Consider the following 20,452-nt stretch of genomic DNA (forward strand, 5'->3'; position numbering starts at 1 on the left):
TTTGTCTGCGGGAAATATCCGCCGCTAAGCGGCTTCCAATAAAAATTTCCTGCAGACCCGGGGTCCCCGCAAAGTAATCGGATTAAGCTTCCTCGATTCAACTTCACTTTGTGGGGTGGAGCAGCGACCGGAAGTAGATACCCCGCCCCCTCGTACACCTCTACCTCAATTGTTCACTTTCTCAACAAACAAAGCTCCGGGAAACCCCGGAGCTTTACATCATCACTGACTATTCCGCTTATAAAACATAAAGAAGAGAATGCCGCCAAACGCCACGAGCGCCATAAAAATCAGCATCATATTGCTGTAAAGCGCGGCCGTTTGGCTCGTTACGGTCCCGACAAGAGGAGAATCCAACCACGGCTTCGTTAGCAGCCCGCCCACACCGGCGATGCCGATCCCTTCCGCGAGGAAGCAAGCGAAATTGAGCATGCCCATACCAGAGCCCGCTTCATTTTCTTCCAGCGTACTGGCGACACTTGCGGACACGGCGGTTTTTACAAACGATAGGCCGCCAAACGTCAGGATCATCGAAGCCGCAATAAACCACGGCGCCCGGTCCGCATAGAACAGGACGATCAGAAAACCGACGGCAATCATGCTTAATCCGGTCAGCATCGCGGCGATATGGCCCCGGCGGTCTGCCAGCATCCCGCCCAGCATCCCGAACAAAATGACGCTCAATGTGCCAGGGAATAGAATGGCGCTTCCGATGAGGCCGGTCGGCATATCGTACACCGCTCTCATCAGATAAGGCACCATGGAAATAAAGCCCGCGACCGTACCGAGAAGCAAGGCGCCTGTGAGCACGCCGGCAAGGTACCTTTTCTTCCGGAACAGGAACGGTTCCAAGAACGGGTTCCGGTGCCGGCGGATATGAAGCGCGAGAAGCGCAAACAGAACCAGACTTGCAGTCAAGTAAATCCAATGAAACAGCGTCGTAAACAGCGCAAACGACAAAATGCCCGCAGACAACAGTACCGCTCCGGTCATGTCGAATGCTTTTCCTTCTGTCGTCTCGTCAGGCAGCGTCCGAAGGACGAACGGCAGGGCCAGCAGCGACAGCAGTGGCAGCGCAAACAACAGTGACCAATGCATATAGCCGGAAACCATGCCTCCGATGACCGGACCGAGTCCCTCGCCAAAGGCAACGACAGAGCCGATCAAGCCAAAAGCTTTGCCCTGTTTTCCTGATTCGACAACCTTGACGATCATCACCATAATGAGCGACGGAATGGCCGAAGCCCCGATTCCCTGCAAAAAGCGCGCGGCCAGTACGCCCGGATACCAGCCATGACCCAACAGGCCGACCACCGAACCGAAACCGTAGGTTAGCATACCGAACAACAGCAGCTTTCGCATGCCCGTATGCTCCGATATTTTGCCGTACACGGCGACGCCAATAGCGAAAGAAAGCGAAAAGCAGGTGTTGGTCCAATTGGCCGCCGACGGCGCAATATGGAAATAAGCGGCAATGTCCGGTAACGAAACGTTAAACATGGTTTCGTTCATGACGCTGAAAAATGTCAAAATGCTCAACCACAGGATGAATCGCGACGTTTGAACTTCATTTCGGTGTTGCACTTGAATATAACCCCTTTAAAGGAAGGGGAATCGCAGTTTATAGGGTCAATGATGCGCCTTCCCCTAAATGTTGTACCCTTGCAATATTGTTTTGCCGCATGATAGGCTACGCCTCCAAATTAGTAAAAATGAGAAAATAAACCAAACCGATTATATCATACCCGATCAAAAGACGTAAGCAGCATTTCATTGGAATAATACGTAAAATCCGTATATACTGGGGTTAATACAATAGATTGGAGTGATCGGAATGCGGCAACTTAACCACATTCGAAAGGAGAATAACATGAACGGAGAAAAGAGGATTTTAACGCATGCATATAATGAATATAGGGATTCTGGCGCATGTCGACGCTGGAAAGACAAGTCTGGCTGAGCGTATCTTATATGATACGAAGGTTATTGACGAGCTGGGAAAAGTAGATCAAGGAAATACACAGATGGATGCCATGGAGCTGGAACGGAAAAGAGGCATCACAATTAAAGCATCTGTCGTTTCTTTTGATCTTCTTGGATTAAAAGTGAATTTGATCGATACGCCGGGCCATGCGGATTTTATCGCGGAAGTGGAGCGGTCCCTGAGCGTATTGGACGGCGTGATATTGGTGGTTTCGGCGGTGGAAGGCGTTCAGGCGCAGACCAAAATTCTGTTTTCCGTCCTGAAGAAAATGGGGCTTCCCACGATTTTGTTTGTGAACAAAATTGATCGTCCAGGCGCGCAATCCGAGATGGTGATTGAACAAATCCGTGAAAAGCTGACACCGAACGCGTTTCCCCTGTGTCAGGTTGAATATGCAGGCATGAAGAATGCGTCCGTTGTTGAGCACCGTTTCGATTGGGCTGCGGACCCCGATTTTATGGAACGATGCATCGAGCTTGCGGCAGCGCATGACGAGCGGGTGTTGGAAGCTTATGTTAACGGCGAAGCGGTAACGGAAGAACAAGTGAAAGAAGCATTCGGAAAGCAAGTAAGGCAAACGAACGTCTACCCGGTTTATTTCGGGTCCGCCATGACGGGAGTGGGCGTGTCCAGCCTGCTCGCCGGTGTGGCCCAATGGTTTCCGGTGAATGAACACGATGAGGGAGAGCCGTTGTCGGGGGTCGTATTTAAGCTCGACAAAGAACCGTCCGGCGAAAAAATCGCCTATGTCAGACTGTTTTCAGGCAGTTTAAACATGAGAGAACAAGTGAAGCTGCAGCAGAAAAACGGGCAGGGCGAATTCGAAGCGCGTACCTGCAAAATCAAAAAGCTTCACGCCTTGATGAACGGAAAGGCGGTGCCCGCCACCACAGTAACCTCAGGGGATTTAGGCAAAATATGGGGGCTGGAGGACGTCCGGATCGGGGATGTCGTCGGCGAGCAATCTCATCTAATCAAGCATTTCAGCTTCGCAGTCCCTCAAATGGAGACGCGAATCGAAACGGCGGAGCCAAACAAAGACCATCTGCTGTACAAGGCGCTTATCAGCCTGTCGGAAGAGGATCCGTTAATCCAAGTGATGAAAGATGATGTTCATCAAGAGCTTTATATCCGCATTTTCGGCGAAGTACAAAAAGAAGTGATCGAAGCGGCCTTGAAGGAACAGTATGATTTGGAAGTCAGGTTTTCGGAGACCAGAACGGTGTGCCTGGAAAAACCGGCAGGAACGGGTCAGGCGCTGGAGATCATCGCGGAAGGCGATAATCCTTTTTATGCGACCGTGGGGTTTAGGGTTGAGCCCGGCTTGCCCGGAAGCGGAGTCGCCTACGCTTTGGAGGTCGAATTGGGCTCGCTGCCGCTGGCCTTCCACAAAGCCATTGAGGAGACGGTCCACCAGACCTTGAAACAAGGGCTGTACGGCTGGGAGGTTACCGATATCGTCGTGATACTGACTCATACCGGATATTTCAGTCCGGTATCGGCAGCGGGCGACTTTAGAAAGCTGGCTCCTCTTGTATTGATGGAGGCGCTGGCGCAGGCGGGTACGCATGTTTATGAGCCTATTCATGCGTTCGAGTTAACGGTGCCCGCCGCTATGATGAGCAAAGCGATGTACAAATTATCCGTGATCCAAGCGGTTGTGCATGAAACGGCTATGAATAACGGGTTGTGTCTCATAACAGGCAACATTCCTGTAGCCGCAACGGAGAGCTTCAAGAGAAGCTTGCATGCATTTACCCAAGGGGAAGGCTTCATGCTCGTCGAACCGGCCGGATTCGTAAGGCTCCATGGCGACGTGCCGACAAGAGCACGGACCGACTACAATCCGTTAAACCGGAATGAATATTTGCTTCACGTTCTGCGCGCTTATTAAGGCCAGTGCTAAACCCGGCAGGAGTTGAAAACTCCGGTCGGGTTTTTCGCTTGCGACAGTCACCTATGGGCAAGTACGGCAATACTCTGTAAGTATCATAACGATAATAGGGGTGACATCATGGCCGTTGTCAAAGCCAGACAGAAAGATGTCGATTTGCTGGCCCGACTGCTTCGCGCGGAAGCGGAGGGAGAAGGGGAAAAAGGGATGATCTTGGTCGGCAATGTAGGAATCAACCGGATCCGCGCAAATTGCTCAGACTTCAAAGGGCTGCGTACGATTCCGCAAATGATTTATCAGCCGCATGCGTTTGAAGCCGTCATCCACGGGTACTTTTATCAGAAACCCAGAGACCGGGAGAGACGCTTGGCGCGCCGGACCATAAACGGCGAACGGCAATGGCCGGCCAAGTTCAGTCTGTGGTATTTTCGACCGCAGGGCGATTGTCCGCCGACATGGTATAACCAGCCGCTTGTGGCCAGGTACAAGAAGCACTGCTTCTACCAGCCGACCGGGACAGAGTGCGAAAACATTTATAACACGTTCTAGCGTGCAGCGGGCAGTTTGCCCATTACTGCCGCTGGCCGTCGATGCCGGAGCGCCGCTCCTTCTGTCTCGGTATAGCCGCAGTCCAAGCTGCCGCTTTCCGGGCGAAGGGGCGGCGGCTTGTTTTCATGTGCGAATAGAGGAACGGTGATGCGTTAATCGGAGCTTTGACATGATGGTGCGGGCATAGAGGAAGCAGGATGCTTTAAGTGTGTCGAAAAATGTTCATGCTCCCCGAAATGAGACCGATAGCTCATCGCAGATGCGCTATTTTGGCCGGAGCGACGAATATTGAAAGTATAGCGCATCGCAGTTCCTCTAAGCTTGCCAATCTTGCCGACACAGCGAACGGTAAAAGGCTACAGGCACACGGTCGGCACCGGGTTCACCAGCGGACAAGCATGGTAATGAAGAGAATAGAACGGATAGAGAGGAGCCGGAGGAATGGGCTTTGTTTTCATCTGATCTATTTTATCTTGATTTTTATCGTGCTGGAAATTGTCGTCGTCATGCTGCTGATCGTCACCGGTCTCGACAACGAAATCGCCCGCTTCCAAGCGGAATCAATATTCGTATACGGCGACAAGGAAGCGATCGAACGAAGGTTCCGGGGCGAGCTCGACGCCATGCGTCAAGAGAAAGGGAATGAGGAGCATGTCACCGAACTGTGAACCGCTTTTCGTCCAGCTTTTTTACGAAAAATTAATCTCCTAATCTTTTACAAAATGGTAAAATAGATTTGGGCAGTATGCCCCAATATAGAAAATACTGGAGGTAACTGATGAGATCCTTTAAAGCTGTTCTTGCAAAGACGGCACTGGCGCTTTCGCTGCTCCTTCCGCTGCCGGGCTGGATAGGGGATGCGCCGAAGGCGCTGGCGGAAGGGCCGACGGACCCTGCTCCGTTCATTAATCCCACGGTCGTGAACGAGAATGCGGGCAAAAAAATTCTGTTTGACAACACGCACGCCCAGACGGCGGGGGCTGCCGACTGGGTTATTGACGGGGGGTTCTCGGATTTTGCCAACGCACTCGCGGGCAATGGCTATTACGTCAAGGAGCTTCGCAAAACGACGCCGATCACACTGAGCGACTTGAGCAGCTACGACGTGTTCGTGATCGGAGAGGCCAACATTCCTTACAAAACAAGCGAGCAGGACGCGATGGCGCAGTACGTCCGAAATGGCGGCAGCATCTTTTTCATCGCCGACCATTATAATGCGGACCGTAACAAAAACCGCTGGGATGCCTCCGAGGTGATGAACGGTTACCGGCGGGGAGCGTGGACCGATCCGGCGAAAGGCATGAGCGCCGAAGAGCGCGCTTCCGATGCAATGCAGGGCGTGGCCAGCTCGGATTGGCTCGCTACGAATTTTGGCGTCCGTTTCCGGTACAATGCGCTGGGAGACGTTACGGCCAACCAGATCGTTTCGCCTAACCAGGCGTTCGGGATTACCCAAGACGTCTCGACGGTCGCGATGCATGCCGGTTCGACTCTTGCCATTATCGATCCTCTTAAGGCGAAAGGCATCGTATACCTGCCGCAGACGAACGCCGCTTGGCCGAATGCGGTGGATCAAGGCGTATATAACGGCGGCGGGAAGGCGGAAGGGCCATATGCGGCTGTCGCCAAAGTGGCTGCCGGCAAGGCGGCGTTCATCGGCGATTCGTCACCGGTTGAGGATGCCACGCCGAAATACCGCCGTGAAGAAACGGGACAAGCCAAAACGACTTACGACGGCTTCAAGGAACAGGACGACGGCAAGCTGCTGGTGAATATCATAAACTGGCTCGCCAAAAAGGAAAGCTACACGCAGCTGAGCCAAGTCCCGAACCTGCAGCTGGACCAACCGACTGCGCTGCTGCCGTTCGAAGACCCGGCAAGCTCAACCGAGCCGAAGCCTGAGCCGTGGGCAGCCCCGGCGGCCGGATATAAATGGTGGGACCGTTCGACGTTCAAGCCGGGATCGTACGGCGCCGGGTCGGTGGTCGGCAATCCGGCGTACAGCTTCGTCAAGCAGGATCCGCTCCCGAACGCCCAAGAGTTCCAGATTCGTATCGTCGTGGACAACTTGGCTCCAGGGACTACAGTATCGGATTTAACCCTTGGCATTTATGTGACAGGCGGAACCCAAGTGGCGAAAATCCGCAATGCGGACGGCTCGTGGCCGTCGGGCTACGGCTACAGCGCGAATTTCTCACTTACGGCCAACAGCCAAGGAAAGGCCACGAAAGATTTGACGGTGCAGATTAAGCCGGGAACGAGCGGTTCGGCGAACCTCCGGCTCAGACAAGCGGGTAACAACTTGAAGACGGAGGCTGTCACCATCTCGAATGTACCTGCACAGCCGCTGCCTTAAACCTCGGCGTTTCTCGGATAAAAAACAAAGCACTCTTCGCCAGCCGGCGACGCCACGCGCGTCGTACGGGACGAAGAGTGCTTTTTGGTTAGGAAACGGCGTGCTTTTCCGCTTCTTTTTTGGCGTGTTCGCGTTCCTGCCTCCGGCTGGCCAGCTTGCCGACCATGACAACCAGCACAGCTAGTCCGATTGGCAGCACATAGTGACCGGCAGGGAAGCTTGCCTCGATCCATTGACCGACGGCTTTGTCGCTGAGCGTCATTTCCCCCGCAGTATAGCCAAGCAGTGCCGCTCCGAGCAGAACGATGATAGGAAAACGGTTCATGAGGCGCATCAGCAGCTGGCTTCCCCAGACAATCAGCGGAATGCTGATAGCCAGTCCCACTACGATCAGCAGCAGGTTTCCGCCGGCGGCACCCGCCACCGCAAGCACGTTATCGAGACTCATGACCAGATCGGCGACGATGATCGTCTGGATCGCTTCTCCGATCTTGCTGCTGGATTTCAAGGTTTCGGCGTTATCTTCGCCCTTCAACAATTTCACGGCGATATACAGGAGCAGCAGCGCCCCGGCCACTTGCACGAACGGAACTTTCAGCAGCCAGACGGCTACAAAGGTGAGGACGATCCGCAGCAAAATCGCTCCGAGACTCCCCCAGAATATGGCTTTTTTCTGTTGCTCCGCCGGCAAATTGCGGCAGGCCAAAGCGATGACGACGGCATTGTCTCCGCTAAGCACGATGTTGATCAGTATTAATTTTAGCAGCCCGACTAGCAAATCGCCTTCCATACACAGACTCCTTCCACGTGCCTCAGTTTGCAGTGTTTGAACTTGTCCATCATACTACGAATTTTTTTAATATGAAATGATTTAATATACAAAAGAACAAACAGCGTCATAAGCCGTTCCCCAAAAACCTGAATAAAAGCCAAAAACAGATGAGAATATTCCATGTTCGGGTGTTTCCGTTTCCATATATAATGTAGGCGAGATTTATAAGCCGACTGCACAAGAGAGGGGCGGAACCTAGCGCAAATACAAAAAAAAGGACCGGGCTTCCTTGAAAGAAGCCCCGATCCTTATTCGTTAACTTAAGGCTGCATCACCTTGTCGATTAGACCGTAGGTCACCGCATCGTCCGCAGACAGGAAGTAATCGCGGTCCATATCCCGCGCCACCTTCTCCAGCGGCTGGCCCGAACGCTCGGAGACGATCCGGTTCAGCCGGTCCCGGGTATCAAGGATGCGGTCGGCATGAATTTTCATATCGGACGCTTGCCCCTTCATTCCGCCCCACGGCTGATGTATCATGACCTCGGCGTTAGGCAGCGCGTACCGCTTGCCTTTGGCCCCGGCGACAAGCAGAACGGCGGCGAAGGAGGCGGCGAAGCCAACGCAGATGGTCGACACGTCGGGTTTGATGAATTGCATCGTATCGTAAATCGCGAAGCCTGCGGTGGTCGAACCGCCCGGCGAATTGATGTAGAGATGAATGTCTTTCTCGGGGTCCTCCGCTGACAGCAACAGCAGCTGAGCGGTAATCGAGTTGGCGACTTGATCGTCGATCTCGCTTCCGAGAAAGACGATGCGGTCTTTCAGCAAGCGGGAATAAATATCGTAGGAACGCTCCCCGCGGCCGGTTTGTTCCACGACGACCGGTACATAGTTCATGTCTGATGCCCTCCTTGTGTGGCTTAGACCGCTTAGGCGGCCAGCGCTTGAATATTTGTGCCTCCGCGGCTCAGGCCGCGTTGGCTGCGTGCGGTAAAGCCCGAGGAGACCATGATGAGAACGTCCTCGGCGCCCGGCGCTCCGTTTCGCGAAGGCAGCGCCCAGCGGGTCACGGTCGCTTCCGAGCGATCGTTTCCAGCCTGCCGGTAGTCATCCAAATGCGTCACTGGCCGGCGGCCTCGTTCGGCTTCCCGGTCCTTTTGCGGCTCCGACCACTGCCATACGACGGCCGGGGAGTTTGCTCCACCAGCTTCGGTTGCGCTGCTCTGCTTTGCTTCGTGCTCTCGTTCGCGTTCCATTAGTCATTCCCTCCCGAGGATTGATCGATCTGCGGATACACGGCCAGCACGACCTGATACGGGTCTGCCGGTTCCGCTTCGTTCGCCGGTTTGCGGTACTTGGCGGTCAACTGCCGGACAAGGGCGGCGTACTCCTCGACAAAAGCGTGCCGCTCCTCCGCATCCCGGAGAGCGATTTGAAACTGCAGCGACGCGCTTGGAATGTCCTGGCCTTCGTCCGAATGCTCCATCAGAAGCAGCGCATCTTGCTTGATGCGTTCCGCCGTTTGAACCAGATGGGACAGCGAGCCTTGGTCCTTGAGGCGGCGGACCGTTTCCGGCTTCATTCCCAGTTGATCCGACAGGATGAACGTCTTGGCGACGGCCTGATAGAGCACCTCGACCAGGTTGCGTACCTGTCTCGTACCGACCCGGCGCACGAGCCCGGCTTTCTCCAGCGCCTTCAAGTGGTAATTGATCCGCTGCGGCGCTTCTCCGATCGCCCGGGCCACTTCCGCCGCGGAAGCGGGTGCCGCCAGCCGGGCGGCAATATCCGCCCGCAGCGGATTGAGCAGCGCCATGGCTTGCTCCGGGGCTTCAATCCGCAGGCTTTCCAGTATGTCTTCGGTCACAATGGTTCATCTCCGTAAAACAGTATTTGCTACGTAAAAATATATTATTACGTAACTTGATCGTTGTCAATGGGCCCGAAAAAATATCCCTTGGTAGCAGCGGAGCATGGGAAGGAATAGCAAAAGAGCGACACATGAACTTAAAACTCCGTAATTATTTTCGTTTCGATTCCATTTAAGATGAGCTTAGAACAAAAGAAAGATCAAGATGCGCCGAAGCTTTCAAGGAAAGAGCCGCCGTGCAAGCATAGCATCGTTGGCGTGTACCCTAGCAATTCGAGAAGAGTCCGGTGCGCGGACCGGCAGCGGGTTCGGTTCGCGCCCAAGCAAAGGAGGGCTTTCATGAACGGGATCGACATGACGCATAACGAGTTGAGGGACGCCGGGCTTCGGGCCACCGGGTTCTACAGCTTCGGCGGCGGATGCCATAACGAAGTGCCTTCCGGCAAGAAGAACGGAGAGGCTTATTTATTGATATTGGCATTGAAAGGCCGCGGAGAACTGCGGATGGATGTGGAATCGTTCGTCGTTCTCTCCGGCTACTATTATCTCGTCCCTCCGGAATACGCTTGTAAACTCGCGTTATCGACGGAAGGGCGGGCGCTCGGCGTTCGGTTCGAATTGCGCGACGGCGGACTGGAGCTGATCGTCCGGGCCATGCCGTGGATGGGAGCTTGCGGCTCGGCTGCGGTGTCCGACATCGAATATTGGCTGCAAGCGGGAGGATTGCCGGGCGAAGCGGACGATCCTCTGGCGTTCTACCGTATGGACGCGGCGGTCAAGACGGTGCTGCTTACCTTGGCGCGGCTGGGCACGGGGCGGAAGGCGTTGACTCACGAGGTTCGCTCCGAGCAAGCTTTCTCCGGCGGCGGTCCGTTTCCGATGGCCGATTACATCCGCAATCATTATGCAGCGAAAGTAACGCTCGACGATATGGCCAAGCGCTTCGGATTCCACCCGCATTACATCATACGGATGTTCAACCGGCGGCTCGGGATGAGCCCGATTCAATATTTGCAGGAAGTGCGGCTGCTCAAAGCGATGGAGCTGCTCGAAACGACGAGCATGACCGTGACGGAAATCAGCGAAAGCATCGGCTGGACGACCTCTTACTTTTCCCGGCTGTTTCATGAGCGCAAAGGCGAGTCGCCCTCGCAATTCAGGAAAACGAAAATGAAGTCTCCAGTCTCCGCCATGAAGCATTTTTAACGACTCCAAAACGATCTTACTACGAGAAAAGAGAGGCGAACGGAATGACATGGGAAATGCTGCCGGCGCCGCGAGAAGGCGGCTTCCGGATGGAGGGGTTTTGGGTATGGTGCGGCTCCGTCGTGCAAGGAGAGGACGGAAAATATCACATGTTCGCTTCGCGCTGGCCGAAGTCGCTGCCGATGCATCCGGGCTGGCTTCTACAATCCGAGGTGGTCCGTGCCGTGTCGGATACGCCGGAAGGGCCGTATGCTTTTCAGGAAGTCGTGCTGCCGGCCCGCGGTGCCCAATACTGGGACGGGCGCAGTACGCACAATCCCCACATCGTGAAGCATAAAGACCGGTATTTGCTGTTTTATATGGGCTCGACGCATCCGCTCAGCGATCCCGATCCGGAAACGTTCGAAGGCCTGAACGATCCCCGGACTATCGTAGCACGGGCGAACAAACGCATCGGCCTCGCCACGGCGCCCAGCGTGTTCGGTCCATGGACCCGGCGGGACGCTCCGATTCTCGGCGTGCGGCCCGGCAAGTTCGACAGCTTCCTGACCTCCAACCCGGCGCCGAGCGTCGGCGAGGACGGCTCCGTGCTGCTGATCTATAAAGCGCGCCGGTATGAAGACAACGTTCACGGCAAAATGACCATCGGCGCAGCCGAGGCCGATCACTACGAAGGTCCGTACCAGGTGCTGCAGGAATCACCCGTTTTTCCGCCGGAGCGGTTTCATCTCGAAGATCCGTTTATATGGCGGACCGGGGAGGGCTATGAATTGATTGCCAAAGATATGGACGGCTCTGTCTGCGGCGAAAAATACGGCGGCATCCGCGCGCATTCCCGGGACGGGCTGAGCTGGGAAGTAAGCGAGGAGCCTCAAGCGTACTCGCGTACCGTTGTCTGGGATGACGGAACAGTGACGGCGCTTGGCAATTTGGAGCGGCCGTTTCTACTTTTTGATGCGAACGGCAAGCCCACGCATCTGTTTGCGGCGGTATCGGACGGTGTAAAGGGCTTTTCGGATTGCAGCAATACTTGGAATCAGGTATTTCCCTTAAAGACGACATAGCCGGACATATAGGATGAAAATCGGACAAAGGGGAGAAACAAATGGCAGAATCGACATTGACCTGGCAGACGGTAGCTCCGGGAATATGGCGGCTGAAGGCGGGACAGCCTTTGACGCTGTCTCCCGCTTCGATCATGAACCGGACTCCCAAAACGGCAGCTCTGCAATCGATGGGCGAAGCCGAATTCCCGTTCCATGCGGCGGATGTGAAAATAGAGCGGGTCGGCGGCCGGATCGTCGTGGCGCTGCCGCTTGGAAGCGAGGAGTCGCTGTACGGGCTGGGCTTGCAGCTGCTGAAGCTGAATCATCGGGGACGGACGCGTTATTTGCGCGTCAACAGCGACCCGAAGCAGGATACGGGGGAGACGCATGCGCCCGTTCCTTTCTATGTATCCAGCAGAGGCTACGGGATATATGCCGATACCTCACGCATCGTGACTCTGTGCTGCGGCTCGTCGGTCCGGTCGGATAGCGGCCTGTCCGGGAACGCGAAGGATCGCAACCGTGATTCGTCGTGGAAAGCGACGCCGGTGAGCGACCGGGTGGAAATTACGGTGGCGGACGAGGGGATAGACGTTTATGTTTTCGCCGGACCGACGCCGCTTGACGCCGTTCGCCGTTATAACTTGTATTTTGGCGGCGGCGCGCTTCCTCCGCGCTGGGGGCTAGGCTTCTGGCACCGGGTGCCCAAAAGCTACTCGGCCGACGAGGTGCGCGCGGAAGCGGCGGCGTTCCGGGAACGGGGCATTCCGTGCGATGTCATCGGACTGGAGCCGGGCTGGCACACCCGCAGCTATCCGGTAACGTATGAATGGAATCGGGAGCTGTTTCCCGATCCGGAGCAATTTGTCCGGGACCTGGAAAGGGACGGCTTCAAAATCAACCTGTGGGAGCACCCGTACGTATCGCCGGATGCGGCCATTTACGAGGCGCTTCGGCCGCTTTCCGGCTCCCACACGGTATGGCACGGGCTGGCGCCGGACTATACGCTGCCCGAGGCGCAGGCGATCTATATGGAACAACACGAACGCGAGCACGTGAAGATCGGCGTGTCCGGCTACAAGCTGGATGAATGCGACGGCAGCGAGCTGACCCGCAATTCGTGGATGTTCCCTGCGCATGCAAGCTTCCCGTCAGGCTGCGACGGCGAGCAGCTGCGGCAGTTGTACGGCTTGCTGCTTCAAAAGATGACCGACGATCTGTACCGTTCCCATAACCGCCGGACGTACGGCTTGGTTCGTGCTTCCGCAGGCGCCGCTTCGTCGCTTCCTTACGTACTTTATTCCGATCTGTACGATCACCGCGACTATGTCCGCGCGTTGTGCAATTCGGGCTTCAGCGGCTTGCTATGGACGCCCGAGGTGCGAAAAGCGCGGAGCAGCGAGGATTGGGTCCGCCGGATGCAGACCGTGTGCTTCTCGCCGCTTGCCATGCTGAATGCATGGGCCGACGGGACGAAGCCATGGTCGTTCCCCGAGGTCGAACCCATCGTTACCCGCTACATTCGTTTACGCATACAATTGCTGCCCTATCTGTATTCGACCTTCGCCATCTATTGGGCGGAAGGCGTGCCTCCGGTACGGGCCATGGTCTTAGAAAGCGGTGTAACAGTGCGTGTGCAGGCTGGCAGCGGGCGCTTCGACTCGGATGAATTCGCCTATGGGGGCGCAGCGGATAAAGAATGGGACGATCAGTTCATGTTCGGCGATTCGCTGCTTGTCGCTCCGTTGTTTGAAGGGGAAACCGGGCGGACCGTTTATTTGCCGCAAGGTGGTTGGTACGACTTTGATACGGGGGAACGCTTCGAAGGCGGCCGTACGATCAACGTCCAACCGGGGCTTGAGAAGATTCCGGTGTTCGTGAAGGACGGCGCGGTGATTCCGATGATGGCTGTCATGGACCATGCGCCGCGCGCAGGGGAGAAGATCGACCTGGAGCTGCACCATTACGGCACGAGCCCGGGCAAGTTCCGGCTGTTCGACGACGACGGGGAAACGTTCGCCTACGAGAGAGGCGTGTACCGTTGGCTCACGGCCGAAGTAGCCGTGGATGCCGAAGGCCGCAAAAGCGGCTCCATCAGCGGCACGGAACCCGGCTGGTCCTCGGCGTACGGCCAGTTCACATGGGTGTTTCATTAACGCAAAAAGGCGCCAATGGGCGCCTTAGAATGTTGAGAAAGTGGTTTTTGAATAAAATAGAGATATATACGGAGGTGGGGTATCCAGCGATAGCGGCCGCCTTTGTCTTCGGGAAATATCCGCTGCTAAGCAGCTTCCAATTAAAATTTCCCGATGACAACAGCGGTCGGAAGTGGATACCCCGCCCATCGTAACCACTATTATCTCAATTGACTACTTTCTCCACAAGCTCAGGCGCCGACCGGCGCCTTTTTGCATGCTTTTATTTCGTAAGCGGATCGGCCGCGGGTTCCTCATCGAGCTCTATCCATGCGCTCGTCCATTTCTCCATTTCCCGGAAGACGGGGGCCAAAGCGCGGCCTTTGTCCGTGAGAGAATACTCGATGCGAACCGGAGTTTCCGGATACACGTCCCGCTTGACAATCCCCTCGTGCTCCAAATCTTTTAACCGCTCCGATAGCAATCTTCCACTAATCTGAAGGGCGGTCTCGATGGTGCAGAACCGTTGAGGTCCCTTAAGCAGCTGATGGATAATAAGACCGGCCCATCGCTTGCTGACGATCCGCATGCCTTTTTCAAATCTGGGGCACACTGAAGTCTGATTCATATCCCGTCACCTCGCTATAGCTCTATTATACCGTACGATCATCAAAAATAATATAGCTACAAACAAAAATATAGTTACTTGACATATTTTTATTATCAATATATACTTACTTACATAAAGTAACCTTATTACTTAGGGGGTAGCATGATGATTCCAGCTTTATTTTTAGCCCACGGCTCTCCGATGCTCGCTATCGAGCAGACGCCTTATACCGAATTTTTGGCGAAATTGGGCGAGCAGTACGAACCCCGGGCGATTGTCATCTTTACGGCGCATTGGGAAAGCGAGACGTTGACGATTTCATCGACGGACGATGTCTACGATACGATCTACGATTTCGGCGGATTTCCGGATGAGCTGTACCAGGTCAAGTATCCGGCCAAAGGATCCAAAGCGATCGCGGCGATGCTGGAGCAAAAGCTGACGGCAAACGGCATCGAAGTCCGTACTGATTCGGTCAGGGGGCTCGATCATGGTTCTTGGACACTGCTCCATCGCATGTATCCGAAGGCGGATATTCCGGTAATCCAAGTATCGGTGAATCCTTATCTGGCTCCTGAGCGGCAATATCGGATCGGCGAGGCGATTCGCGGGCTGGGACAGGAAGGTATCCTAGTGATCGGCAGCGGGGTAACCGTGCACAATCTCCGGATGCTGAATTGGGGCCAGAAGACGCCGGAGCCGTGGGCGGTCGCCTTCGACGACTGGCTGCTTGAGAAGCTGCAGTCCGGCGACTTGAATGCGTTGTTCCAGTATGCGGAGCAAGCCCCGTATGCCCGTCAGGCCGTGCCGAGAGCGGAGCATTTCGTGCCGCTGTTCATCGCGATGGGAAGCGGGGAAGGAGAAGCTCAGGTGATCCATCGGAGCTACGATTTAGGCACGCTCAGCTATATGTGTTTGCAATTTTAACAATAACTATTTAGGAAATAAGGAGAGGGAACTTTTGAATAAGAAATATGAAGTTAGTCTGCTGTTAATCCGTTTGGTGCTTGGCATTTCTTTTTTGGTTCATGGCGTGGTCAAATTTCAGAGCGGCATCGGCAACATCGCGGGTTGGTTCGAAAGCATAGGTCTTCCAGGCTTCGCCGCTTATGTCGTAGGGATTATCGAGGTGGTCGGAGGTATTGCCTTGATCCTGGGTCTTGGCACACGGATCGTTTCGACTTTGTTCGCATTGCTCATGATCGGTGCCATCGTGAAGGCGAAATGGGCCGGCGGATTTTTGGGAAGTCCGCAGATGGCCGGGTACGAATTGGATTTGGCGTTCTTCGTCATGGCGCTGGCTTTGGCCATAGCCGGCAGCTCGCTGCTGTCGCTAGGCAGCCTGTTGTCCCCAGGCAACTCGAAACGTGCCGATGCATAAATAACAGAAGCGAAAAAGAAGCAGGTCTGCCGATCTGCTTCTTTTGCATGCTCGAAAAGGGTACAGTCTTTTCGACATCTTTATGATATTCGAGCTATTTCGACAAAAAGATGTAGACGGTATATAGGCCTCGTAGGTATAATATAGAAAAGAAAAGGATCAAATTGGAAAGAAGGTAAAGACTATGCAGCAAATGATCGGCACCTATGACTGGTTTTTGGTCTTTCTTTCCTATGTGATCTCGGTCCTGGCTTCCTATACCGCACTGGATATGGGCGGCAGAATCAATGCAGCACGTGGACGTACCCGGTTACTATGGCTTTGCGGCGGAGCGACGGCCATGGGGCTTGGGATCTGGTCGATGCATTTTGTTGGAATGCTTGCTTACCGGATGCCGATGGAGGTCCATTACGACGTCTCCCTTGTTCTGCTTTCCATGGTATTTGCCGTCATCGCCTCGTATATTGCCTTGGCTGCGGTCGGAGGCAGACATTTCGGATGGCGCAATTGGATTGTCGGCGGTCTGTTTATGGCCTTCGGCATCATAGGCATGCACTATACGGGAATGACGGCGATGAAGATGAACGGGGTCATTCAGTACCGTCCGCTGGTCTTGAGCCTATCCGTTGTCATTGCGGTGGTCGCGTCCATGGCCGCGATGTGGCTGACTTTTTATTTTCGCGATGACATCGGCAGATCCCGCATTTACCGCAAAATCGGCAGCGGCTTTATTATGGGCGCGGCGATTTCGGGCATGCATTACACGGGGATGGGGGCGGCCCGCTTCATCAGTCTGGATCATATGAATTGGATGAGCAACGAACTGAGCGTGGAAACGTCGTTGATTGCTTATGTGATCGGCATGATGACGCTATTGCTGCTGGGAATCGCGCTTGTGACGTCGTTCGTGGACAAGAGGCTTGCGTACCATGCGGCCAAGCTCCACGAAAGCGAGCAGCATTTTCAATCGCTGTTTGATTATAATACGGATGCGGTGTTTTCCATTGATCTGGAAGGGCGATTCATCGCCGCGAATCCGGCGGTCGAGGCGATAACGGGCTATTCGGCGGAGGAGACCGTGGGACGCAGCTTAAGCCGCATCTCGGAGCTTTGGAGTACCGATGAGTTGAATTGGAGGTTTGCGGAATCCGTAAAGGGAATCCCCCAGAAGTTTGAAATGATCATCAAGCATAAACAGGGGAAATCCATAGATCTCAGCGTTACCTGCGTTCCCATTGTCGTGAACCGGGAGGTCACCGGACTGTTCGGGATATGTCAAGACATCACGGAAAAGAAACAAGCGGAGCGCCGGATTAACGACCTCGCTTACCGGGACGATCTGACAGGGATGCCGAACCGCCGTTATTTGCTGGAAACGTTGAACGGACTGACGGAGACGGAAGAAGAAATCGGAAGGGCGCTTCTGGTCATCGATATCGACCGCTTCAAGCTGATCAACGATTCCATCGGGCAAAAGCAAGGGGACAAGCTGCTGCGGCAGCTATCGGACCGTCTGCACCACGCCGCAGGCGAAGGCAAGGTCATCGCGCGAATCGGCAGCGACGAGTTTGCCGTGCTGCTGTACGGAATTGCGGGAGGAGAGAGCGAAGCGGCCGAGGAAGCGCTGCAGCTTCACGAGCGGCTCCAGCGTCCATTTACGCTGGGAGCGCACAAAGTGCATCTCAGCCTCACCATCGGCTACGCGGTGCAGTCTGTCGCAGTCAACGGGGAAATGCTGCTGAAGCATGCCGATTCGGCATTGTTTTATTCCAAAAAGCAGGGGCGCAACCGAATACAGGCTTATTCCTCGGAAATGGACGACGCATCCGAACAGAAGCTGGCGCTTGAGAACGGCTTGCGGCTTGCGCTGGAGCGTGATGAGTTCGAGGTGCACTATCAGCCGCAGGTGAATATGCAGGGGCAGGTGATCGGAGCCGAAGCGCTCGTGCGCTGGCGCCATCCCGAGCAAGGCCTCGTGTCGCCGGGATTATTCATCCCGGTCGCCGAGGAAAGCGGGCTGATCCATCGGATCGGCGAACGCGTGCTGCGCATGGCCTGCCGGCAAAACAAATTGTGGCAGGAAGCCGGATTCCCGCCGATGCCCGTTTCCGTCAACCTGTCGAATAAGCAGTTCGAGCAGCCGCATTTGATCGAAACGATCCGGGAAGCGCTGCAGGAATCGGATCTGGAGCCAAAATATCTCGATTTGGAAATAACGGAAAGCATGATGGCCGCGGACGCGAACAATGCGGAAACGACGCTGCGCCGGCTGAAGCAAATCGGTGTGCAAGTCAGCATGGACGATTTTGGCACAGGCTACAGCTCGCTCAGCTATTTGAACCGGTTCCCGATCGACAAGCTGAAAATCGATCAATCGTTCGTACGTGACATTGCTCTTGGGTCCAGCGGGGCGTCGATTGTCGCTACGATTGTAGCCATGTCGCACCATCTCGGCCTGCAGGTCATCGCGGAAGGCGTGGAGACACAGGAGCAGATCGACTTTTTACGCGACAAAAAATGCGATCTGGTGCAAGGCTACTATTACAGCCCGCCGCTGCCGCCGGATGAATTCGAGCGATACTTGAATAACATGGCCCGTTCGGCGGAGCCTGCGTGACCTATAGCATGAGGCCTCTCAAACGAAACTCTCAGGTGATGGGAACGTTACGAAGAGGTCTTCTTGGTTCTATACTTGTATTTTTTCTACCAGATGCTTATAATACAATTTACAATCGTTTTTTGTCACAGACATGGCAAACTTGGCGAAAGTCAAGGACGCAAAGCTATAGGGACTAAGGTGTAACACGATGTCAGCCAGCTGCCGAAGGACAAGAGGAAATAGTCGAACACGGCCTCCCTTTCGGCGTTTGGGGCGGTCTTATTTTTTTTATGTATAAAAACAACGGGTTGGGGGCTTGTTCGGCGTGAAAAAAATCTTGATCGTGGACGATTCGCTATTCATGCGAATGATACTGAGAAACGTAATTCAGGAATTGGGTTACGAAACGGTAGCCGAGGCGAGCAATGGACTGGAAGCGCTGACATTATACTCTGAATTGAAGCCGGATCTTGTTACGCTGGACATTACGATGCCCGAGATGGATGGGATCACGGCATTGGAAGAGATCAAGAATATGGACCCCGACGCAAAAGTAATCATGGTGTCCGCTATGGGCCAGCAGGCGCTGTTGATTCGGGCCGTCTCGATGGGAGCAAGCGACTTTATCGTCAAGCCTTTCAGCAAGGACAGGGTCCGGGAGGCTTTGAAGAAGGCGTTTGCGAGCTAGGACAGACGATGCATAGTGTCGCCGCGAAAGGAGCCGTCAGGAACGGCTGCCTTTCTTTTTTGAGTTTCACGTCTTCTCTTTGGTACAATAGAACTCGTGAAAGCTACTATTCGAATCAAAAGAAGGAGCTGGTCGTATGGAGATTTGGTATCATGGTCATTCTTGTGTTCAATTGACTCACGAAGGACATTCCTTAATCATCGATCCGTTTATTTCTGGGAACCGTCTGGCAACAACCAAGCCTGAGGATGTGAAGGCGGAATATGTCCTTCTTACACACGCCCATGCCGACCATATTCTCGATACCGTGCCCATCGCCAAAAGCAATAATGCGACGGTCATTGCGACGTTCGAGCTGGCGACTTACATGAGCTGGCAAGGTCTGAACACCTTCGCGATGAATATCGGCGGCAGAACGTCGATCGGATTTGCGGAGATCGAGATGATTCAAGCGTTCCACAGTTCGGGAATCGTGCTGGAAGAAGAAAAGAAGATCATTTATGGCGGCATGCCCGGCGGATATGTGATCAAGTGGGACGGGCTAACAATTCTTCACAGCGGGGACACCGCGTTATTCTCCGATATGAAGCTGATCGGTCAGCGCCACAAGATCGATCTGGCATTCCTGCCGATCGGCGACGTATTTACGATGGGACCGGACGATGCGGCTTTAGCCGCCGAGTGGCTGTGCGCGAAAGCGGTCGTACCGCTTCATTTCAATACGTTCCCACCGATCGTTCAGGATGCGGATCGTTTCACCGCCGGACTTCGGGATAAAGGCATCCAGAGCCGGGCGTTGCAGCCGGGAGAAAAACTTACGTTATAGCTGGGGGGGGGAAAGACATCATGGATTTGAGCATCATGCCTGTACATACGGAAGAACAGCTTCGCGACTGCTTTACTGTACGTATTCGCGTGTTCGTAGAAGAGCAAGGGGTTTCGCCGGAAGAAGAGATGGACGACTACGATGCTTCGCCAAGCGCCGCAAGGCATTTTCTGATCATGAACGGAAATGAGCCCGCCGCGGCTGCCCGCTGGATCATGTACGACGGGAAGACCGCTAAGCTCCAGCGGATTGCCGTAATGAAGCCATACCGCGGATACGGGCTCGGACGTCAGATCATTCAGGCGATGGAAGAGGATGTCCGGTCGCAGGGCGTTCCGGCGATCATCCTGGACGCTCAGACTCAAGCAGAGGCGTTTTACGAGAAATTAGGCTACAAAACGGTTTCTACCGAGCAGTTCCTCGACGCCGGAATCTGGCACGTGCGTATGCGCAAGGAGCTGTAAAGAAACAAAAATTGCATGACACGCTGATGTTCGGCGTGTTTTTTTGCGTGTATAAGGTGACAATAATGTC

General features: G+C 54.6%; 18 protein-coding genes, 1 pseudogene and 1 riboswitch. Of the genes and pseudogenes, 13 read left to right on the plus strand and 6 right to left on the minus strand.

From position 1 onward, the window contains the following. Nucleotides 1-222 precede the first annotated feature (222 nt). The gene (locus ET33_RS11605; protein WP_036680999.1) at nucleotides 223-1,584 is read right to left on the minus strand and encodes an MFS transporter; all 1,362 of its coding nucleotides are present in this window, start codon (nucleotides 1,582-1,584) and stop codon (nucleotides 223-225) included. Between the two features lie 314 nt (nucleotides 1,585-1,898). Between ET33_RS11605 and ET33_RS11610 the strand changes: the two genes are divergently transcribed. The 4 genes and pseudogenes from ET33_RS11610 to ET33_RS11625 all read left to right on the plus strand — a co-directional run. After that, nucleotides 1,899-3,878, plus strand: a complete 1,980-nt coding sequence (locus tag ET33_RS11610) for an elongation factor G (RefSeq protein WP_036681001.1) — start codon at nucleotides 1,899-1,901, stop codon at nucleotides 3,876-3,878. A gap of 120 nt (nucleotides 3,879-3,998) precedes the next feature. Continuing rightward, entirely contained in the window at nucleotides 3,999-4,427 is a 429-nt protein-coding gene (locus ET33_RS11615; protein WP_036681003.1) for a cell wall hydrolase, read from the plus strand. Nucleotides 4,428-4,831: 404 nt separating this feature from the next. Next, a complete protein-coding gene (locus ET33_RS11620) occupies nucleotides 4,832-5,095 on the plus strand; it encodes a hypothetical protein (RefSeq protein ID WP_152570622.1) in 264 nt (87 codons plus the stop codon). Between the two features lie 110 nt (nucleotides 5,096-5,205). Then, a pseudogene (locus ET33_RS11625) lies at nucleotides 5,206-6,780 on the plus strand (endonuclease); the annotation flags it as partial. A gap of 91 nt (nucleotides 6,781-6,871) precedes the next feature. On the opposite strand, the gene ET33_RS11630 reads toward ET33_RS11625, so the two are convergent. From ET33_RS11630 to ET33_RS11645, 4 genes are all read right to left on the minus strand, one after another. After that, a complete protein-coding gene (locus ET33_RS11630) occupies nucleotides 6,872-7,573 on the minus strand; it encodes a TerC family protein (RefSeq protein ID WP_036681012.1) in 702 nt (233 codons plus the stop codon). 302 nt (nucleotides 7,574-7,875) lie between these two features. Further along, nucleotides 7,876-8,454, minus strand: coding sequence for an ATP-dependent Clp endopeptidase proteolytic subunit ClpP (gene clpP, locus ET33_RS11635; protein WP_036681016.1), 579 nt, complete (start codon nucleotides 8,452-8,454; stop codon nucleotides 7,876-7,878). A 32-nt stretch (nucleotides 8,455-8,486) separates the two neighbouring features. Beyond that, on the minus strand, nucleotides 8,487-8,813 hold the full coding sequence (locus ET33_RS11640; RefSeq protein WP_051775262.1) for a hypothetical protein: 327 nt from the start codon (nucleotides 8,811-8,813) through the stop codon (nucleotides 8,487-8,489). Further along, complete coding sequence (locus ET33_RS11645; protein ID WP_036681019.1) at nucleotides 8,813-9,424, minus strand: helix-turn-helix domain-containing protein; 612 nt, start codon at nucleotides 9,422-9,424, stop codon at nucleotides 8,813-8,815. Before ET33_RS11645 ends, ET33_RS11640 begins: the two co-directional genes overlap by 1 nt. Nucleotides 9,425-9,766: 342 nt before the next feature. On the opposite strand from ET33_RS11645, the gene ET33_RS36340 reads away from it, so the two are divergent. From ET33_RS36340 to ET33_RS11660, 3 genes are read left to right on the plus strand one after another with little or no spacing between them, the layout of a single operon-like run. Next, complete coding sequence (locus ET33_RS36340) at nucleotides 9,767-10,633, plus strand: helix-turn-helix domain-containing protein (protein WP_051775263.1); 867 nt, start codon at nucleotides 9,767-9,769, stop codon at nucleotides 10,631-10,633. 44 nt (nucleotides 10,634-10,677) lie between these two features. Then, entirely contained in the window at nucleotides 10,678-11,697 is a 1,020-nt protein-coding gene (locus ET33_RS11655; RefSeq protein ID WP_036681023.1) for a glycoside hydrolase family protein, read from the plus strand. 41 nt (nucleotides 11,698-11,738) lie between these two features. After that, on the plus strand, nucleotides 11,739-13,835 hold the full coding sequence (locus ET33_RS11660; RefSeq protein WP_036681026.1) for a glycoside hydrolase family 31 protein: 2,097 nt from the start codon (nucleotides 11,739-11,741) through the stop codon (nucleotides 13,833-13,835). A gap of 262 nt (nucleotides 13,836-14,097) precedes the next feature. Here ET33_RS11660 and ET33_RS11665 read toward each other — a convergent pair whose 3' ends face one another. After that, nucleotides 14,098-14,442: a winged helix-turn-helix transcriptional regulator gene (locus ET33_RS11665; RefSeq protein WP_036681028.1), complete on the minus strand. Its 345-nt coding sequence runs from the start codon at nucleotides 14,440-14,442 to the stop codon at nucleotides 14,098-14,100. Between the two features lie 147 nt (nucleotides 14,443-14,589). On the opposite strand from ET33_RS11665, the gene ET33_RS11670 reads away from it, so the two are divergent. The 6 genes from ET33_RS11670 to ET33_RS11695 all read left to right on the plus strand — a co-directional run bounded on the left by ET33_RS11670 (nucleotide 14,590) and on the right by ET33_RS11695 (nucleotide 20,382). Beyond that, nucleotides 14,590-15,351 (plus strand): DODA-type extradiol aromatic ring-opening family dioxygenase, encoded by a 762-nt coding sequence (locus ET33_RS11670; RefSeq protein WP_036681029.1) that lies wholly within the window; start codon nucleotides 14,590-14,592, stop codon nucleotides 15,349-15,351. Between the two features lie 34 nt (nucleotides 15,352-15,385). Then, nucleotides 15,386-15,805 (plus strand): DoxX family protein, encoded by a 420-nt coding sequence (locus ET33_RS11675; protein WP_036681031.1) that lies wholly within the window; start codon nucleotides 15,386-15,388, stop codon nucleotides 15,803-15,805. A gap of 184 nt (nucleotides 15,806-15,989) precedes the next feature. After that, the gene (locus ET33_RS11680) at nucleotides 15,990-18,422 is read left to right on the plus strand and encodes an EAL domain-containing protein (RefSeq protein WP_036681033.1); all 2,433 of its coding nucleotides are present in this window, start codon (nucleotides 15,990-15,992) and stop codon (nucleotides 18,420-18,422) included. A gap of 125 nt (nucleotides 18,423-18,547) precedes the next feature. Next, nucleotides 18,548-18,631, plus strand: a riboswitch (cyclic di-GMP riboswitch). A 98-nt stretch (nucleotides 18,632-18,729) separates the two neighbouring features. Next, a complete protein-coding gene (locus ET33_RS11685) occupies nucleotides 18,730-19,092 on the plus strand; it encodes a response regulator (protein WP_010494316.1) in 363 nt (120 codons plus the stop codon). Nucleotides 19,093-19,228: 136 nt separating this feature from the next. Beyond that, a complete protein-coding gene (locus tag ET33_RS11690; RefSeq protein ID WP_036681036.1) occupies nucleotides 19,229-19,918 on the plus strand; it encodes a metal-dependent hydrolase in 690 nt (229 codons plus the stop codon). Nucleotides 19,919-19,938: 20 nt separating this feature from the next. Continuing rightward, a complete protein-coding gene (locus ET33_RS11695; protein WP_036681039.1) occupies nucleotides 19,939-20,382 on the plus strand; it encodes a GNAT family N-acetyltransferase in 444 nt (147 codons plus the stop codon). The last annotated feature ends 70 nt before the right edge of the window (nucleotides 20,383-20,452 follow it).

It is taken from the genome of Paenibacillus tyrphae, from assembly GCF_000722545.1.
In the GTDB taxonomy this organism is placed as follows: domain Bacteria; phylum Bacillota; class Bacilli; order Paenibacillales; family NBRC-103111; genus Paenibacillus_G; species Paenibacillus_G tyrfis.

Bases quoted from the DNA above. Each gene is read 5' to 3' on its own strand.
- ET33_RS11660 (WP_036681026.1), top strand. From the start codon at position 11,739: ATGGCAGAATCGACATTGACCTGGCAGACGGTAGCTCCGGGAATATGG.
- ET33_RS11655 (WP_036681023.1), top strand. From the start codon at position 10,678: ATGACATGGGAAATGCTGCCGGCGCCGCGAGAAGGCGGCTTCCGGATG.
- ET33_RS11695 (WP_036681039.1), top strand. From the start codon at position 19,939: ATGGATTTGAGCATCATGCCTGTACATACGGAAGAACAGCTTCGCGAC.
- clpP (WP_036681016.1), bottom strand. From the start codon at position 8,454: ATGAACTATGTACCGGTCGTCGTGGAACAAACCGGCCGCGGGGAGCGT.
- ET33_RS11630 (WP_036681012.1), bottom strand. From the start codon at position 7,573: ATGGAAGGCGATTTGCTAGTCGGGCTGCTAAAATTAATACTGATCAAC.
- ET33_RS11670 (WP_036681029.1), top strand. From the start codon at position 14,590: ATGATTCCAGCTTTATTTTTAGCCCACGGCTCTCCGATGCTCGCTATC.
- ET33_RS11615 (WP_036681003.1), top strand. From the start codon at position 3,999: ATGGCCGTTGTCAAAGCCAGACAGAAAGATGTCGATTTGCTGGCCCGA.
- ET33_RS11690 (WP_036681036.1), top strand. From the start codon at position 19,229: ATGGAGATTTGGTATCATGGTCATTCTTGTGTTCAATTGACTCACGAA.
- ET33_RS11610 (WP_036681001.1), top strand. From the start codon at position 1,899: ATGCATATAATGAATATAGGGATTCTGGCGCATGTCGACGCTGGAAAG.
- ET33_RS36340 (WP_051775263.1), top strand. From the start codon at position 9,767: ATGAACGGGATCGACATGACGCATAACGAGTTGAGGGACGCCGGGCTT.
- ET33_RS11680 (WP_036681033.1), top strand. From the start codon at position 15,990: ATGCAGCAAATGATCGGCACCTATGACTGGTTTTTGGTCTTTCTTTCC.
- ET33_RS11620 (WP_152570622.1), top strand. From the start codon at position 4,832: ATGAAGAGAATAGAACGGATAGAGAGGAGCCGGAGGAATGGGCTTTGT.
- ET33_RS11640 (WP_051775262.1), bottom strand. From the start codon at position 8,813: ATGGAACGCGAACGAGAGCACGAAGCAAAGCAGAGCAGCGCAACCGAA.
- ET33_RS11665 (WP_036681028.1), bottom strand. From the start codon at position 14,442: ATGAATCAGACTTCAGTGTGCCCCAGATTTGAAAAAGGCATGCGGATC.